Source organism: Serratia sp. Res13-Sevr-LER1-36-b (assembly GCF_015673035.1).
GTDB classification, from domain to species: Bacteria; Pseudomonadota; Gammaproteobacteria; order Enterobacterales; family Enterobacteriaceae; genus Chania; species Chania fonticola_C.
The window spans coordinates 40,496-57,080 of sequence record NZ_JADACK010000011.1; the positions used below are offsets into that span (position 1 = coordinate 40,496).

General features: G+C 48.4%; 10 protein-coding genes and 1 pseudogene. 7 read left to right on the top strand and 4 right to left on the bottom strand.

Annotated elements, in window-relative coordinates; translation table 11 throughout:
- Positions 1–84: 84 nt before the first annotated feature.
- From IMQ33_RS07250 to IMQ33_RS07260, 3 genes are read right to left on the bottom strand one after another with little or no spacing between them, the layout of a single operon-like run.
- Complete coding sequence (locus IMQ33_RS07250) at positions 85–1,116, bottom strand: hypothetical protein (protein ID WP_196067755.1); 1,032 nt, start codon at positions 1,114–1,116, stop codon at positions 85–87.
- Entirely contained in the window at positions 1,110–5,372 is a 4,263-nt protein-coding gene (locus IMQ33_RS07255; RefSeq protein ID WP_196061682.1) for an RHS repeat-associated core domain-containing protein, read from the bottom strand. Before IMQ33_RS07255 ends, IMQ33_RS07250 begins: the two co-directional genes overlap by 7 nt.
- Positions 5,373–5,408: 36 nt before the next feature.
- Positions 5,409–5,843 carry a DUF1795 domain-containing protein gene (locus IMQ33_RS07260; protein WP_196061681.1) on the bottom strand — a complete coding sequence of 145 codons (435 nt, stop codon included), beginning with the start codon at positions 5,841–5,843 and terminating at the stop codon, positions 5,409–5,411.
- Positions 5,844–6,049: 206 nt separating this feature from the next.
- Between IMQ33_RS07260 and IMQ33_RS07265 the strand changes: the two genes are divergently transcribed.
- From IMQ33_RS07265 to IMQ33_RS07275, 3 genes are all read left to right on the top strand, one after another.
- Positions 6,050–6,601 carry an SH3 domain-containing protein gene (locus tag IMQ33_RS07265; RefSeq protein ID WP_196061680.1) on the top strand — a complete coding sequence of 184 codons (552 nt, stop codon included), beginning with the start codon at positions 6,050–6,052 and terminating at the stop codon, positions 6,599–6,601.
- Between the two features lie 188 nt (positions 6,602–6,789).
- The gene (locus tag IMQ33_RS07270) at positions 6,790–6,966 is read left to right on the top strand and encodes a hypothetical protein (protein ID WP_196061679.1); all 177 of its coding nucleotides are present in this window, start codon (positions 6,790–6,792) and stop codon (positions 6,964–6,966) included.
- A gap of 136 nt (positions 6,967–7,102) precedes the next feature.
- Positions 7,103–8,209: a GTPase gene (locus tag IMQ33_RS07275; protein ID WP_196061678.1), complete on the top strand. Its 1,107-nt coding sequence runs from the start codon at positions 7,103–7,105 to the stop codon at positions 8,207–8,209.
- A gap of 191 nt (positions 8,210–8,400) precedes the next feature.
- Here IMQ33_RS07275 and IMQ33_RS07280 read toward each other — a convergent pair whose 3' ends face one another.
- Positions 8,401–9,171: a hypothetical protein gene (locus IMQ33_RS07280; RefSeq protein ID WP_196061677.1), complete on the bottom strand. Its 771-nt coding sequence runs from the start codon at positions 9,169–9,171 to the stop codon at positions 8,401–8,403.
- 406 nt (positions 9,172–9,577) lie between these two features.
- On the opposite strand from IMQ33_RS07280, the pseudogene IMQ33_RS07285 reads away from it, so the two are divergent.
- The 4 genes and pseudogenes from IMQ33_RS07285 to IMQ33_RS07300 all read left to right on the top strand — a co-directional run.
- Positions 9,578–9,868: pseudogene (locus IMQ33_RS07285) on the top strand (DNA-binding protein); the annotation flags it as partial.
- A gap of 117 nt (positions 9,869–9,985) precedes the next feature.
- Positions 9,986–13,498: a type I restriction-modification system endonuclease gene (hsdR, locus tag IMQ33_RS07290; protein ID WP_196061675.1), complete on the top strand. Its 3,513-nt coding sequence runs from the start codon at positions 9,986–9,988 to the stop codon at positions 13,496–13,498.
- Between the two features lie 77 nt (positions 13,499–13,575).
- Positions 13,576–15,165 (top strand): N-6 DNA methylase, encoded by a 1,590-nt coding sequence (locus tag IMQ33_RS07295; protein WP_196061674.1) that lies wholly within the window; start codon positions 13,576–13,578, stop codon positions 15,163–15,165.
- The gene (locus IMQ33_RS07300; protein ID WP_196061673.1) at positions 15,162–16,535 is read left to right on the top strand and encodes a restriction endonuclease subunit S; all 1,374 of its coding nucleotides are present in this window, start codon (positions 15,162–15,164) and stop codon (positions 16,533–16,535) included. Before IMQ33_RS07295 ends, IMQ33_RS07300 begins: the two co-directional genes overlap by 4 nt.
- Positions 16,536–16,585 lie beyond the last annotated feature (50 nt).

Consider the following 16,585-nt stretch of genomic DNA (forward strand, 5'->3'; position numbering starts at 1 on the left):
AATAAAAGCATAACGTCTTGGTACACTGTATAAATAAAATTAACTAAACGACAGCACTCCTTTAATAAAAACTAACGTATTAACCTACGCCTCATTTAATATATTATAAAAATGAGTCTCATTTAATTTTATTTTTGACAAATAATCGTCTAGGCCAAGATCAGTAAAGTGATCCTTACCAATAATCAATCTCCGTTTTATTACCGCTTCAAAAAAACGTAAAAAAACATCATCATCATTTAAATATTTTTTTATTTGCAATATATTTCTTCGCTCACATTTTAAGAAGTAAAAAATAAAACTCATGAGCAACATATTGGAAATAAAAATCTCATTGGACGATTGAGATAAATCCAACATATCAGGAATAATATTGAAGATTTTGCTCTTCTTGGTTTCGTCATTTAAATGATGAATGAAAAAATCCGGATAAATAAATTTCTCATTTTTATCATCAAAATTAAGATGGTGTTTTTCATTGTCACTTACAAATAAAAACCTTATTAGTGATGTATAAAACATTCCAAACGCACATGAGTCATCTGTTTTTTTCTCTAAAAAAAGAAGGTTGATCATATCAACTAAATTAACAGACCCTATATTTTCGGTTTCAAAAAACACTCTGTCATTATCGACACTGAATCGAGAAAAATCTTCATAACACAGAAATAGCTCGCATAAGAGTTGTTGACATAAGGAGGTCATGAGTTCATTTCGTTTCTCTCCAATGCTTTTATTATTTTTCATATTAATTAATTGTATTACAAAAAACAATAAGCGATAGTCTTTATCTGATTGTTTTTTTTGTATCTTAAATAAATATCCAAATCTAGACAGTACGGTTTTTATACATTCAAAATCATTATCAGTAAACTTACTCTTTAGTATAGCAACCCTTCTCTCTTCAATATCGGAAAGGTTATCATACCAACGTATTAGGTCTAATTTCCTTTTGTTAACGACCACATTCAAATCTAGAACATCCTCCTCCCACTTTACATAAGAGAAATCCTTCCAACGCCTTGCTTTATTTCTAGTATTTAAAAAACAACTCAACTTATAGTTAAATAAATCAAACAAGTTACTTTCAACAGCCATGTTTTTTTTGCCTAACATTTAAACCTCCCCCATTTCCCATTTTTTCCTTTCGTTTCTATAGTTATTTTCTTTATATCGCTATTGATGTCATCAAGTACATTTACGCCGATCCCCCTAGCGCCCACCTCATTCGTTTTAGATAGAACACCATTAGGACGCCCCGTCTCTTTCCAATCCACAGGTGATTTAGATATATCGATATGATCATTCAACAGACCCGCAGATTTATCCCCGAGTTCTAAAGTAACCCGATATCTTTCTCCATTAGGGTTGAAATCTGCATTTCCTGTATTTACCCATATTGCTTTTCTTGATGAGTTTTTATTCAAAACCAATCCTTTTGCTTCAGATACAGCTCTAGCTTCAGCCTCACTCATGTATCTGACAATAGTGGTATTTAAGCCAAGTGGGTCGACCCACCCTAACGGATTCGGTGCATAGGCATATAGGTTCATCCCCCCCGCCAATCCGATCGGGTCCGGCGTCGTGAATCTGCCTACCTCCGGCGCATAATACCGATAGGTATTGTAGTGCAGCCCGGTCTCTTCATCCAGATATTGCCCAGCATAACGCAGTGGTTGGCGGAACCGGCCCAACGGCTGGCTGAAGTTACGCCACATCGCATCGGTCTGCCGTGCCACCTGTCCAAATACCCCATACTGCCCTGACCACACCATCTCACCCTGTGCGTTGGTCACTTCCTGTGGGGAACCATTCAGGTCGGTGTGATACCAGTACAGTTTGTCTCCACTGTAGTGCCTTTCAATGCAGGCCAGCGGTGTATAGGCTTCGTTCGGGTCATAGCAGTAGGTTTGTTGGTGATCGTCAGTACGACTTCGCAGCAACCGCAATCCTTGCCACAAGAAATGGGTTTCACGCCGTTCCTGACGAAGAGTGACCACCTTGCTTGACCGGCGACCCAGCGCGTCATAGTGGTACTGCGCTTCAAACAGTCCCTTCGGCCCGTCACCTTTCGCCCCCACCAAGCGGTTATCGGCATCATAGCGATAGTGTTGGCTGCCGGGACCTTTCTGCCTAACCGACATATTGCCGAAGGCATCATACTGATACTGCCATTCTTCCCATCGGGTCAAACGGTTATCACTATAAGGTTGGCTACCACGGACATACGGTGAACTTTCTGGCGTCAGTAATGGCAGTAGCAAGGCGTTATCAGCCTGATCATAATGCACAGAGGTCTGATCGCTTTGTGCCGAATAGACGCTACGTAACCGACCTTCAACATCATAGCCATAGCTCAGCATACCCCGATTGCTGTCCTCTACGGCGGCCAGTTCATGCATATCGTCATAATGATAAGCTCGCCACAGAACCCCTTCCTCTGGGGATGTAAGTGCGTCGGTGAGGCGATTGCTGATACTGCTCTGCCACTGGCGACGACCCAGGCGGTCATATTGCCGGTGCTGCGTCAAAGCCCCCTGAGTACGGCTTGTCTCACGGTGCAGTGCATCACGTTCAAACTCGCTGATGATCTGGTCATTGAAACGGATGGCAGTGACGTGCCCAGAACCGTAATGCAGCCACTGGAACTGGTCATCGTTCGGCAGGCCGAGTGTAGTCAGGTTACCCAGCGCATCATACTGATAGCTCAGTGCTTCTACGCCGTTATGCTCTCGAGTCACCCGACCTAACGCATCCCGTTCAAAACTCACGGTATTGGGCTGGATACCCAGCTTCTCACCGTGCTCGGTCGGAATTCGGCTGGCACTGAGCAGGCTGCCCAATACATCCCACTGGTATATGACCTGCTCGGTCTGCGTTTGGCGCGCAATAACCTGGCCTGCCGCATCGTAGGCTAGTTGGCTGACTTTCTCTGGGTGGTGCCCTTCGTCGTCTGCAGTTCCACGCTGCACAACTTCGGCAACCTGCCCATCGGCATTAAAACGGTAACCGTAGCGGGTATCGTCCGGGCGGTGCTCTTCTTGCAGGCGACCTTCCGCATCACGGGTAAAGCGATAGATACCGCCGTTGGCGTTATCCAGGCTGAGCAAGTGGCCTTCCACGTCATAATCGTAACGCAGGGTGCGGTTCAGGCGGTCGGTAGCGCTCAGGGTTTGCCCGCGTGCGTTGTAATGCCAGTGGCGCGGCAGGTTTTGCCCCTGCTGATGGCTGAGCAGCAGCCCCGCATCAGACCAGTCAAACTGCTCCGTTGAACCATCCGGCAGGGTCAGTGTGACCAGTTGGCCTGCGTCGTTATACTGGTAGTGAGTTTCCTGCTGCAATGCATCGCGGCGGGAGACCATCTGCCCCAGCGTATCATAGCGCCAGGCAGTGGGCTGGCCGGAACAGTCGGTGTAGCCTGTCAGTTGCCCCTGGCTATTCCAGCTTAACTGGCTTTCGCCACCCCGCGCATCGGTGACGCGATCTGGCAGCAGCGTATGGATGTGTGGATAATGATAGTGCGTCGATTGCAGCAACCGGTCGGTTTCCTGTACCACCCGACCTTGTTCATCCCAGACAGTACTTTCTGCAATGCCATCTGGCCAGAATACAAAGGTCTGCCGATCGCTGTTGCGTTGGTACTGCCAACGCGTAGTGGCTCCGTTGGCATCGCTGACGGACACTAGCCTGCCCAGTTCATCCCACTGGCATTGGCGCAGATGGCCCAGCGGCGAGCGGTAACCGGCGGGGAGACCGGCTTCATCCCACAGCATCTGATGCTGGTTGCCGGTACGGTCGGTGTAACGGCTGACGCGACGGTGTTCGTCCAGTTCCCACACCGCCTGACTGCCATCCTGGTAGGTCGCGGTGCGTAGATTGCGTTCTTCTTCATAGGCCAGCCGATAGCCATCACCCTCGCTGGTGTGGTGTTCGGTGACGCACCAGATATCTTCCATTTCCTGCCACTGGTAGTCACAGCGAAACCCGGTGGCATTCTCATGCCATAGCAGCAAACCGTTCTGTTCATCCCAACCAAAGCGACGCATCACTGCGTCACCTCGGTGTTGCACCGCGACCAGTTGACCCGCCTCGTTATACTGGTAACGAACGCGCTGCACCTCACCCGCCAGAGTTTGCTGCCACACGGCTATTAAACGGTTGAGTTTAGGGTGATATTCACAACGCAGGGCCTGGCCACCGGTACGGGTGATGATGTCCATCTGCCGTTGTTCGTTGTAGTGGAATGACTGCTGGTTGCCGACGTTGTCGCTGATGGCACTCAGGGGGGCTCGGCCCTCGGCGTCAAAGGCCGGATAGTGATAACGCAGTTCACCGGCATCGCTGATACACCACGTGCCATCTTCCTTATGCGTAAGCCAGCACTGCTGGTCGGGGCAGAAGGTACGATGACCCACCGGCACCTCAGGGAACGGAATAAAATCCCCGTAGGTGTTACGCCACAACATACCCTCTTCCACTTGCCGCAATTCACTTTCCCAGAACAGGCTCCAGCCCGACCCCAATACGCTCTCCGCTGCATGGCTGCTGAGATAACTGCGCTGCCAGAACAACGGCAATTCACCATCGAGAGTGAAGTCCAGGTCATCGTCGTCATTGAGGAATTTTTGCCCGCTAGTCACATCTACCGGGTTGGCCAGAATACCGATCACTGGAACGACTATCGCCAGCGGCCCCAGCCAACAGAGCACTTTGGCTACCTTGCTGGCCCCCGGAATTTTGCTCATCAGACGCTCTACAGCACCTGGCCCACGCCCCACAGCCCCTTTCGCACTGACCAGACCGGCGATAAGCATCGTCAGGTCGGAAACGGTGTAGGCCCATTCGGGGATTTCCGGACTGATGTTTTCCGTAGTCGTTGTGCCACCGCCGATAAACACGTTGGAGGAACCGGCCAGGATGGTCGCATCGCAGGTAGTTTTATCGCTCTTGCGGGCGGCTGGCTGGCCGTTGATGAACACCGAGGAAGAGCCCTGCGCCACCTGCTGCACCTTATCCTTGTCACAGGCTACGGTGCTCAAGGTAGCGACGGCGGCGGGCTTGTCATTTATAAAGACATTGCCCGACCCGGTTCGGATGTCCCCGCTGGGGCTCATCGAACTGGCCCCTGCCTCGACACATGCATCCCGCGCCTTTTCCCCCAGAGCATTGGCAGCCATACCAACCGCGATCCCGGCACCAATCAGCAAAAAGCCCACGCCAAGACAGGCAGACGCACACCCGGCACCAATCAACATGCCGCCCAGGATACCCCCGGCCACGTTGATCAGGCCACCTAGGATCGTGCCGCCAATCAACCCGGCGAGAGCCCCCGAATGGCCGATGGCATCACCGACGCGTGCAGCTTCCAGCATGGTATTCGCTCCTGTCCTTGTACGAAATGTGGGGTGTTACGGGTGTTGGTAACTGCTCAGGCAGGCTGAGAAGAAAGCTTCATCCTGCTCGGTCAAGGCTTGGGAGCTCGCCAGCGTGAAAATCAACACGTTAGAAGCCGTAACAGGGAATACAGCCTGACGTTGGTGCAGCGTCTGACCCTTTTGCGGATGATAGCGGGAAAGCAGCGTAATGCCGTGGAACAGGCCATCGCCCAATACGGCGGGCTGTTCGTCGAGAGCCTGGTACTTGCGCAAGCCTTTTTGCAACACCTCACGCTGGCGGACCAGGTAGGTGGCAAAGTCTTCGTCGGGGCGCAATTGGTCACGGGAGATGTTAAGCGATGGTCCGGATGGCGCGATCAGAATGTTGACGGTCTGCTCACGATATCCGGCAGGCAAGGTAATGCTGCCTTCGGTGAAAACACAGCGGGGTTCTGAAACCTGGGTCATCCTTGTACTCCATGGCTAAATCCTGATTAATGACTCATACATTTATCACAATGCGAGTGGTAAGTGATAGTCAAACGAGGAAAAAACGTTAGAAAACCTTTAGGTTTCACTTGATGTCCGATGTACAAAATGTATGACAAACGACACATTTTTAGCACACCTGTTTGCGGTATATTATTTTTTCACATACGAGGGATAGGTGTGGAATGAAAAATAAAACTGTAGGATTCATGGTTATTCTTTTTCTCTTTTGGCTTTTTGCGAAAAATGACAAAATACAAACAAACAATGCCACACCACTCTCACAATCTAACCCGCCGTCAACTCTTACCACCCATAATTCAACATCAAATATACTTACTGATGAGAAATCGAAAAAATATTATATTAATGCCGACACATTGAAAGTGCGTAATGCTCCTAACGGGAATACGATTCAATCTCTAAAGCGAGGAGCCCAGGTAAGAGTGTATGAACAAGTTTCTTCATGGAGCAGGATAAGCATAGATCAAGAGGAAGAACGCTGGGTATCTACTAGCTATTTATGTGAAACCTCAGAATGTTACATAAAAATAGTCCCATCCCAACCAACGCCTATTCCAAAGCAACAACGAATTGAACAACCAAGAACGCCTCGGCATCAGCAGCCACAGAATTATAGCTCTTCCTGTTCTTGCTCATCAGGCAACGTATGTATAGGCCCCAGAGGCGGACGTTACTGTATTACATCTGGAGGAAATAAGCGCTATGGTGTTTGAAGTGTAACTTGATGCACCAAATTAAAAGGAGGCATGACATTTTGAGGGGATTTTCAATAAGCGTAAATTCAAAAGGTTACAAAACATAAAAATTTACTGGTTATTCATACATCGTAAAGTGTTTAAATTTAATATGCTAGTTGCTAGCTTACCTATCCCACTAGCGACAGATTTTACAGAGGTTACTTATGGCTACTAAAGAAAAAATTGATGTGGAAGAACTTAGGAAGAAAGCAACTGAAAAAGTGGAATTCATTTTGATGGAGCTCAATAAAAAATCCCTTGGCATAACTGAAGGTTTTGCAGGTGGTACAGGAGTTGCCAACAGCAACCTACTGGAGGCTGTGAGCGAAGAGCGGACATAAAAGTTAAACAATGATTGATCACTACCAGATCACGCTAACATAGCAGTACATTTTTTCGCCTTAATACTATTTATCTTTTCACAATCTGGTGGTTGCACGATAAGATTGAGAAAGTTTTGGATGAAGGATGACAATCGTGAATATAGATATAAATAACATTTTGAATGATGCAGTAAAAGATATGCCAGTAGCTAACATTATAGTGATAGGTAAAACAGGCGTTGGCAAAAGTTCTCTTATAAATGGTGTGTTTAGAGGGAATTTTGCTAGAACAGGTGTTGGCAAACCAGTTACAGACAACATTAAAGTTATTAAGAAAGCTGGCGTTCCTTTGCAAATTATTGACACCCAAGGGCTTGAGGTCGCTGATTATGAAAAAACAAGATTTAATATAGAGTCATATATTAATGAAAATAACAGCAGTGAACTATCAGAAAACTATGTTCACCTTGCATGGTTATGTATAAATGACACAGGAAAAAGATACGAAGAGGCTGAAATAGATATAGCTAAATATCTTGTTAGCAAAGGTATACCAGTAATTGTCGTTCTGACAAAAACCAATGCATTTAAAAATAACGAATTCACTGACGAAGTTAGAAAAGCATTTAAAAACTACAGTCATGCAGTCTGTTCTACACGAGCCATAGAAGAAGTTATTTATGATGACGATGACACGGACGAGATAATAGGAATCAGAAAGGTTAAAGGCATTGATGAGTTGATTCAAGTATCTTACGAGGTTATCCCCGAAGCTCAAAAAAAGGCGTTCTCCAATGCTTTGTCAATTAAAAATAAAAAGGCATTGGATATAAAAAAAGAGCAAGCTAGTAAAGAGGTATTAGCGGCCACAGCTCTAGCTGCAACCGCAGCTGCAATACCTGTACCATTCTCAGACGCATTTACATTAGTGCCCATACAAGTAGGGATGATAGCTAAGATTAGTTACACGTTCGGGATGGATGTATCCAGAGCCGCTCTTACTACAATGGTTACGTCATTAGTTGGTGCTGGCGGTGCAGTTTTTGTTGGACGGGCTATTGTTACTGGTTTACTTAAGATGATTCCCGGTGTTGGTAGTGTTGTAGGAGGCGCAATATCTGCAACAACTGCGAGTGCAATCACTAAGATGCTAGGGGATACATATACTTTAGTTCTTTACACACTTGCAACTGAGTCAGAAACAGGAGAAATAGATTTTGAACTGGCTGCTAAATTGCTAAAATCGAAGGTATCATTCTAATTTTGAAACGGCGTGTATTTTTACGCCGTATTTTTTTAAAAATGAAAATTAAATTAATTTTCTTCTTTCCTAAGAATAGTACTTTAATATTCAATGTCAGGTTATGGCACTGAGGTGCCAATCATGACGTCACCCAAGGGGCATCATGAGCGAGAAAGAGCTATGACCTGAAATCCTGCTTCATTCAGAAATCAAAATCCTGGTGAATATCTTACAGGAGACATAGCGCCTTTCTTTCTGAGGTCATCAGGTATCTTCTTGCCGAGATAAAGCTGAGTGATCTTAGGAGATGCCACCCTACCTCGGAACCCGAAACGGGAACGTTGAGTAGCTTCAAACTCATCGTCTGCGTCCCATGAAGGCATCTCTGGGAAATTCTCACGGGTTGACTTGAGCCACTCATCAGCAACATATACTCCCCTCACGATTCCCCTTACTGTAGCCAATATAACCTCAGCTTTACGGGCGCGTTCAACGCTGATACGCCAGCTAAAACGCACAGCATCATAGAGATCAATATCCTTTGAACTCCTGTTAACGGATATCATCAGGGTCTTATGTTGGAAAACAATTGTTTCAGGCTGATACGTAGCGATTAACTCTTTGATGTGTGCAGCACCGAATTCATTACTGCCAGCACCGTTCATGATGTTAGTCAAACCGGGGTAAGCGTCTATGAGTGCTGCTTCAACCTCGTAAGCGGTCTTTTCGTCAGCCATACCGTGTCGATGGATAACATGAATAACCTCAAGACCTGCTAATCTGATCTCTCGAAGTTGCTTGAGCTTGTTACTAAGTAACTCATCATCAACTGCTACGACCTCACCGCGCATATGAGCAAATACACGATTATCTTTCCCCTTTCCTACGTAGAACGTACTGCCGTCCCTTGGGTCAATCAGACGGTATACATACCAGCCAAGATGTTCGATTACCCCCGGTGGAAATTCATTAATGTCCATGTCATAACGCCTATCACTTAATTTATAGTGCATAAGCTATACACAGTGATGTCGATTGACAACTTATAGTACCCATGACCTGCTCCCCGTTGATGGTTTCCCGTACTGTCATTCCGTATTCAATTTGTTGGGTGATAGCTTGCGGATCGTGGTACGGCGTATCGTTGAGTTCTAGTGGTTCAGCAACCAGGTAAGCAGTTGCTGGTATTCTGCTAACGCCTTATTAGCGTTAGGTGTAGTGCGGGGTATTTTGTCGATGGCCTTCATTGAACGAATTACCATAATAAAGCGGTGAGACCGGTAGCTTGCAGTGGTGGCTCTGGCGCAGTGCGCCACCTCAAGACCAACATCAAATTGGCTTCCGGTTATCGTAGGCCATTGATAAAATGACCGACGGGTAACCAGCATAGTCGAAGGTATTGATTACCAGATCGAAAATTATAGCTTCGCGGAAGTTAATGAAATGCCAAGAATTACTCAGCAGTGGGCTGAAGTCATCGAAGAATGTCGTCTGATAAAAGCCGGAGGTGCCGAGCGTCTGCGTATCGCGTTGCTGAATGTGGATTACGCCACAAATTTTGAACTGCCTTTTCGTTTGCTGTTGGTGCGAGCTTCGCAACTGATTACCGATCTGCGTGATGAATTGCCATTCAGTCAAGAAAGCGCAGTGTTTAACGGCAGGCGATTTGTTTGCGTTTAAGAATTAGCAGTTGCTGTGACGTTGGTCATTGCCCGGGAAGATGCGGAAAGCTAAGATAAAAAGTTATGGGCTTAAATGTATGGATAGGCCTGCACAGCGATGGATCAATACTTAATGATGACTAAATCCAATTTTGAGTTCCTGAAGGGCGTCAACGACTTCACCTATGCCATCGCCTGTGCGGCGGAAAATAACTACCCGGATGATCCCAACACCACGCTGGTTAAAATGCGTATGTTTGGCGAATCGACGGCTAAACATCTTGGCTTGCTGCTAGATATCCCCCTCTGTGAGAATCAACACGATCTTCTGCGTGAACTGGGCAAAATTGCCTTCGTTGATGACAACATCCTTTCTGTATTCCACAAATTGCGCCGTATTGGGAACCAGGCGGTACACGAGTACCATAACGATCTTGACGACGCCCAGATGTGCCTGCGGCTCGGTTTCCGTTTGGGGATATGGTACTACCGTCTGGTGACCAAAGATTACGACTTCCCGGTTCCGGTTTTTGTTTTACCTGAACCCGGTGAGGATCGCTATCACACCGAAGTCCTGTCGCTCAAACAGCAACTGGAACAAAAGACACAAGAGAAAGCCCACAGCCAAGCCGAACTGGAAGCGCAGCAGCAGAGGTTAGTCGCACTCAACGGCTACATTGCTATTCTTGAAGGTAAGCAGCAGGAAACCGACGCGCAAACTAAAGCTCGCGTTGCCGCGCTGGAAGCCCAGCTCGCGGCAAAAGACTCTGAGCTAGCGAAACAGACCGAACAGGAACGTAAGGCATACCATAAAGAGATCACCGATCAGGCCATCAAGCGTACTATCAACCTTAGCGAAGAAGAGAGCCGCTTCCTGATTGACGCGCAGTTGCGCAAAGCGGGCTGGCAGGCGGACAGTAAAGCGCTGCGCTTCGCCAAAGGTGCACGCCCGGAGCCGGGTGTTAATAAAGCAATTGCTGAGTGGCCAACCGGCAAAGATGAAACCGGTAAGCAGGGCTTTGCGGATTACGTTCTGTTCGTCGGCCTCAAGCCCATCGCGGTGGTTGAAGCGAAACGTAAAAATATCGACGTTCCCGGCAAACTCAATGAGTCTTATCGCTACAGTAAATACTTCGATAACGCGTTCTTACGCGATACGTTGCTGGAGCACTACGCTCCCGACGAAGTACACGAAGCTGTACCGACTTATGAAATCAGCTGGCAGGATACCAGCGGCAAACAGAGCTTTAAAATCCCCTTCTGCTACTCCACCAACGGGCGTGAATACCGTGCGGCGATGAAGACCAAAAGCGGCATCTGGTATCGAGACGTGCGACATACGACCTACATGTCGAAAGCGCTGCCGGAGTGGCATCGCCCGGAAGAGCTGCTGGATATGCTAGGCAGCGACCCGCAGAAACAAAATCAGTGGTTTGCCGATAACTCCGGGATGAGCGAGCTGGGCCTGCGCTATTATCAGGAAGATGCCGTTCGCGCGGTGGAAAAGGCTATCGTCAATGGCCAGCAAGAGATCCTGCTGGCTATGGCCACCGGTACGGGTAAAACCCGCACCGCGATTGGCCTGATGTTCCGCCTGATCCAGTCCCAGCGTTTCAAACGCATCCTGTTCCTGGTTGATCGCCGTTCGCTCGGCGAGCAGGCACTTGGGGCGTTTGAAGATACGCGTATTAATGGGGACACCTTCAACAGCATTTTTGATATCAAAGGGATGACGGATAAATTCCCGGAAGATAGCACCAAAATTCACGTCGCCACGGTTCAGTCGCTGGTCAAACGCACTTTGCAATCGGATGAACCGATGCCAGTTGCCCGTTACGACTGTATCGTCGTCGACGAAGCGCACCGTGGCTATATTCTCGATAAAGAGCAGACCGAGGGCGAGTTGCAATTCCGCAGCCAACTTGATTACGTCTCTGCTTACCGCCGTATTCTTGACCACTTCGATGCGGTAAAAATTGCCCTGACCGCTACGCCAGCGCTGCATACGGTGGGGATTTTCGGTGAACCGGTTTACCGCTACACCTACCGTACTGCGGTAATCGACGGTTATCTGAACGACCAGGATCCGCCGATTCAGATCACCACCCGCAACGCGCAAGAGGGCGTTTATCTCTCTAAAGGCGAGCAGGTAGAGCGTATCAACCCACAGGGTGAAGTAATTAACGATACTCTGGAAGACGATCAGGATTTTGAGGTAGCCGACTTTAACCGTGGCCTGGTGATCCCGGCGTTTAACCGCGCCGTCTGTAACGAACTCACCAACTATCTTGACCCCACCGGACAGCAAAAAACGCTGGTGTTCTGCGTCACCAATGCCCATGCCGATATGGTGGTGGAAGAACTGCGTACCGCGTTTAAGAAAAAGTATCCGCAACTGGAGCACGACGCGATCATCAAGATCACCGGTGATGCCGATAAAGACACGCGGAAAGTGCAAACCATGATCACCCGCTTTAACAAAGAGCGGCTGCCCAATATCGTGGTTACCGTCGACCTGCTGACCACCGGCGTTGATATTCCGTCGATCTGTAACATTGTCTTCCTGCGCAAGGTACGCAGCCGCATTCTCTACGAGCAGATGAAAGGCCGTGCTACGCGTCTGTGTCCGGCGGTGGCGAAAACCAGCTTTAAGATTTTTGACTGTGTCGATATCTACAGCACGCTGGAGAGCGTCGACACCATGCGTCCGGTAGTGGTGCGCCCGAAAGTGGAACTGCAGACGCTGGTGAATGAAATCACCGACTCTGAAACCTACAAAATCACCGAAGCGGACGGTCGCAGTTTTGCCGAGCACAGTCATGAACAACTGGTGGCGAAGCTCCAGCGCATTATTGGCCTGGCAACGTTTAACCGTGACCGCAGCGAAACAATAGATAAACAAGTGCGTCGCCTGGATGAACTCTGCCAGGACGCGGCGGGCGTTAACTTCAACGGCTTCGCCTCGCGCCTGCGGGAAAAAGGGCCGCACTGGAGCGCTGAAGTCTTTAACAAACTGCCAGGCTTTATTGACCGTTTGGAAAAGCTGAAAACAGATATCAACAGCCTCAACGATGCGCCGATCTTCCTCGATATTGATGATGAAGTGGTGAGCGTTAAATCGCTGTACGGTGATTACGACACGCCGCAGGATTTCCTCGAAGCCTTTGATTCGCTGGTGCAACGTTCCCCGAACGCACAGCCTGCATTACAGGCAGTAATCAATCACCCGCGCGATCTCACCCGAAAAGGGTTGGTCGAGCTACAGGAGTGGTTTGACCGCCAGCACTTTGAGGAATCTTCCCTGCGCAAAGCGTGGAAAGAGACGCGCAATGAAGATATCGCCGCCCGTCTGATTGGACATATTCGCCGTGCGGCGGTCGGCGATGCACTGAAGCCGTTTGAGAATCGTGTCGATCACGCGCTGGTGCGCATTCAAGGCGAAAACGACTGGAACAGCGAACAGCTTAGCTGGCTCGACCGTTTAGCCACCGCGCTGAAAGAGAAAGTGGTGCTTGACGACGATGTGTTCAAAACCGGCAATTTTCACCGTCGCGGCGGGAAGGCAATGCTACAGAGGGCCTTCGACGATAATCTCGACAACCTGCTCGATAAATTCAGTGATTACATATGGGATGAACTAGCCTGACAAGGTATCATCCCCAGCAATTTCCTCTTCTGTGGCCCCGGTAAATGGGGGCCGCTGCTTAATTCACGGAACCCACAATGAACAATAACGATCTGGTCGCCAAGCTGTGGAAGCTGTGCGACAACCTGCGCGATGGCGGCGTCTCCTATCAAAACTACGTCAATGAACTCGCCTCGCTGCTGTTTTTGAAGATGTGCAAAGAGACTGGCCAGGAAGCGGACTACCTGCCAGAAGGCTATCGCTGGGATGACCTGAAATCCCGCATCGGCCAGGAGCAGTTGCAGTTCTACCGTAATCTGCTGGTGCATCTGGGCGCAGACGAGAAAAAGCTGGTGCAGGCGGTATTCCAGAACGTCAACACCACCATCACTCAGCCAAAGCAGTTGACCGAGTTGGTGAGCAATATGGATTCACTGGACTGGTACAACGGCAGCCATGGAAAATCCCGCGACGACTTCGGTGATATGTACGAAGGGCTATTGCAGAAGAACGCCAACGAAACCAAATCCGGCGCGGGTCAGTACTTTACCCCGCGTCCGCTGATCAAAACCATTATCCATCTGTTGAAGCCGCAGCCGCGCGAAGTGGTACAGGACCCAGCAGCGGGTACAGCGGGCTTTTTGATTGAAGCCGACCGCTACATTAAATCGCAGACCAACGATCTCGATGACCTTGATGGCGACACCCAGGATTTCCAGATCCATCGTGCATTCATCGGTCTAGAACTGGTACCCGGCACTCGCCGTCTGGCGCTAATGAACTGCCTACTGCACGATATTGAAGGCAACCTCGACCACGGCGGCGCGATCCGTCTGGGTAACACCCTAGGTAGCGACGGCGAAAATCTGCCGCAGGCACATATTGTCGCCACCAACCCTCCGTTTGGCAGCGCCGCGGGCACCAACATCACCCGTACTTTCGTTCACCCGACCAACAACAAACAGTTGTGCTTTATGCAGCATATTATCGAAACGCTGCATCCTGGCGGTCGTGCGGCGGTGGTAGTACCGGATAACGTGTTGTTCGAAGGTGGTAGGGGTACGGATATTCGTCGCGACCTGATGGACAAGTGCCATCTGCACACAATCCTCCGTCTGCCAACCGGCATCTTTTACGCTCAGGGCGTAAAAACCAACGTGCTGTTCTTTACCAAAGGCACGCTGGTGAATCCCAATCAGGATAAGAACTGCACCGACGATGTGTGGGTGTATGACCTGCGCACCAATATGCCGAGCTTTGGCAAGCGCACGCCGTTTACCGAACAGCACTTGCAGCCGTTTGAAACTGTCTATGGCGAGGATCCACACGGCTTAAGCCCGCGCACCGAAGGCGAGTGGAGCTTTAACGCAGAAGAGACGGAAATTGCCGACAGCGAAGAGAATAAAAACACCGATCGGCAGCTGGCCACCAGCCGCTGGCGCAAATTTAGCCGCGAGTGGATCCGCACGGCCAAATCCGATTCGCTGGATATATCCTGGCTGAAAGATAAAGACAGCATTGATGCTGATAACCTGCCAGAGCCGGATGTATTAGCGGCAGAAGCGATGAGTGAACTGGTGCAGGCGCTAGGTGAACTGGATGCGCTGATGCGCGAGCTTGGCGCGGGCGATGAAGCGGATGCGCAGCGCCAGTTGCTGAATGCTGAATTTGGTGAGGTGAAGGAATGAGTGCGGGGAAATTGCCGGAGGGGTGGGTAAACACCACCATAGGAAATATCTCAGTTAAATGTTCACAACGAGTGCCTGACGAGAATGAACAATTCATTTATGTTGATATCGGCAGCATAAATCGCGAACTCAAGATAATTGAAAACCCTCAATACCTTATTGGTAAAGATGCCCCAAGCCGAGCAAGAAAAGAAATTAAAAAAGATGATATCATTGTTTCACTAACAAGACCTAATCTAAATGCTGTCGCTTTAGTTAACGAAAAATATGATGAACAAATCGCCTCAACCGGCTTTGAGGTCATTAGGCCAATCCTAGTAGAAAGTTGCTATATTTTTGCGTTGGTTCGTTCACGTCATTTTATTGATTCAATTTCAGGATTAGTCCAGGGAGCATTATACCCTGCGGCAAAATCTAGTGATGTCCAATCCTTCGAATTACCCCTGCCACCACTTGCCGAACAAAAATTCATCGCTGAAAAAGTCGACACGCTGCTGGCGCAGGTAGACAGCACCAAAGCCCGTCTTGAGCAAATCCCAAAAATCCTGAAACGTTTTCGTCAGGCGGTGCTTTCTGCTTCCATCAGTGGAAAACTAACAGGACAAGGTCAAGAATATAAATCTATACATGTAGAAGATTTTTGGTCACATGATGTTATTGGGTTAGATCATTGGAAAGAGTTTAAATTCAGTGAGGTAGTGAAAATTGTTGGTGGAAGTCAACCACCAAAATCTGAATTCAAATATCAAATGCAAGATGGTTACATTCGCTTAATACAAATTCGTGATTATAAGAATGATAGTTACAAAGTATTTATTCCACTAAACAAAGCCAAAAGGTTTGTCAAAAAAAATGATGTCATGATAGGACGTTATGGGCCTCCTATTTTCCAAATTTTAAAGGGTTTAGAGGGTGCTTATAATGTTGCTCTTATGAAAGCTGTACCCAAAGAAGAATTGCTGGACAATGATTATCTTTACTGGTTTCTACAAAATTATAAATTATATAATTTTATCGAAGCAGGTTCTGATCGAACTGCGGGCCAATCAGGGGTTAATAAAAAGCATTTAGAATCATATCCGGTACTTTTACCTCCGATACATGAACAACGCGAAATCGTCCGCTGTGTCGAGCAACTCTTCGCCTACGCCGACACCATTGAAAAGCAGGTTAACAACGCCTTAGCCCGCGTCAACAAGCTGACTCAGTCAATCCTGGCGAAGGCGTTCCGTGGTGAACTCACCGCGCAATGGCGGGCAGAAAACCCGGACTTGATCAGCGGAGAAAACAGCGCGACTGCCTTGTTGGAAAAAATCAAGGCCGAACGCGCCGCCAGTGGCAGTAAAAAAAACGCACGTAAAAAAGCATAGTCGTTATTTTCGGACGTCGTTGAACCGTGCATGTTTAGCGCTCCCAATAT

Coding starts and splice junctions, on each gene's coding strand:
- IMQ33_RS07300 (WP_196061673.1), top strand. CDS start 15,162: ATGAGTGCGGGGAAATTGCCGGAGGGGTGGGTAAACACCACCATAGGA.
- IMQ33_RS07250 (WP_196067755.1), bottom strand. CDS start 1,116: ATGTTAGGCAAAAAAAACATGGCTGTTGAAAGTAACTTGTTTGATTTA.
- IMQ33_RS07260 (WP_196061681.1), bottom strand. CDS start 5,843: ATGACCCAGGTTTCAGAACCCCGCTGTGTTTTCACCGAAGGCAGCATT.
- IMQ33_RS07255 (WP_196061682.1), bottom strand. CDS start 5,372: ATGCTGGAAGCTGCACGCGTCGGTGATGCCATCGGCCATTCGGGGGCT.
- hsdR (WP_196061675.1), top strand. CDS start 9,986: ATGATGACTAAATCCAATTTTGAGTTCCTGAAGGGCGTCAACGACTTC.
- IMQ33_RS07270 (WP_196061679.1), top strand. CDS start 6,790: ATGGCTACTAAAGAAAAAATTGATGTGGAAGAACTTAGGAAGAAAGCA.
- IMQ33_RS07295 (WP_196061674.1), top strand. CDS start 13,576: ATGAACAATAACGATCTGGTCGCCAAGCTGTGGAAGCTGTGCGACAAC.
- IMQ33_RS07280 (WP_196061677.1), bottom strand. CDS start 9,171: ATGGACATTAATGAATTTCCACCGGGGGTAATCGAACATCTTGGCTGG.
- IMQ33_RS07265 (WP_196061680.1), top strand. CDS start 6,050: ATGAAAAATAAAACTGTAGGATTCATGGTTATTCTTTTTCTCTTTTGG.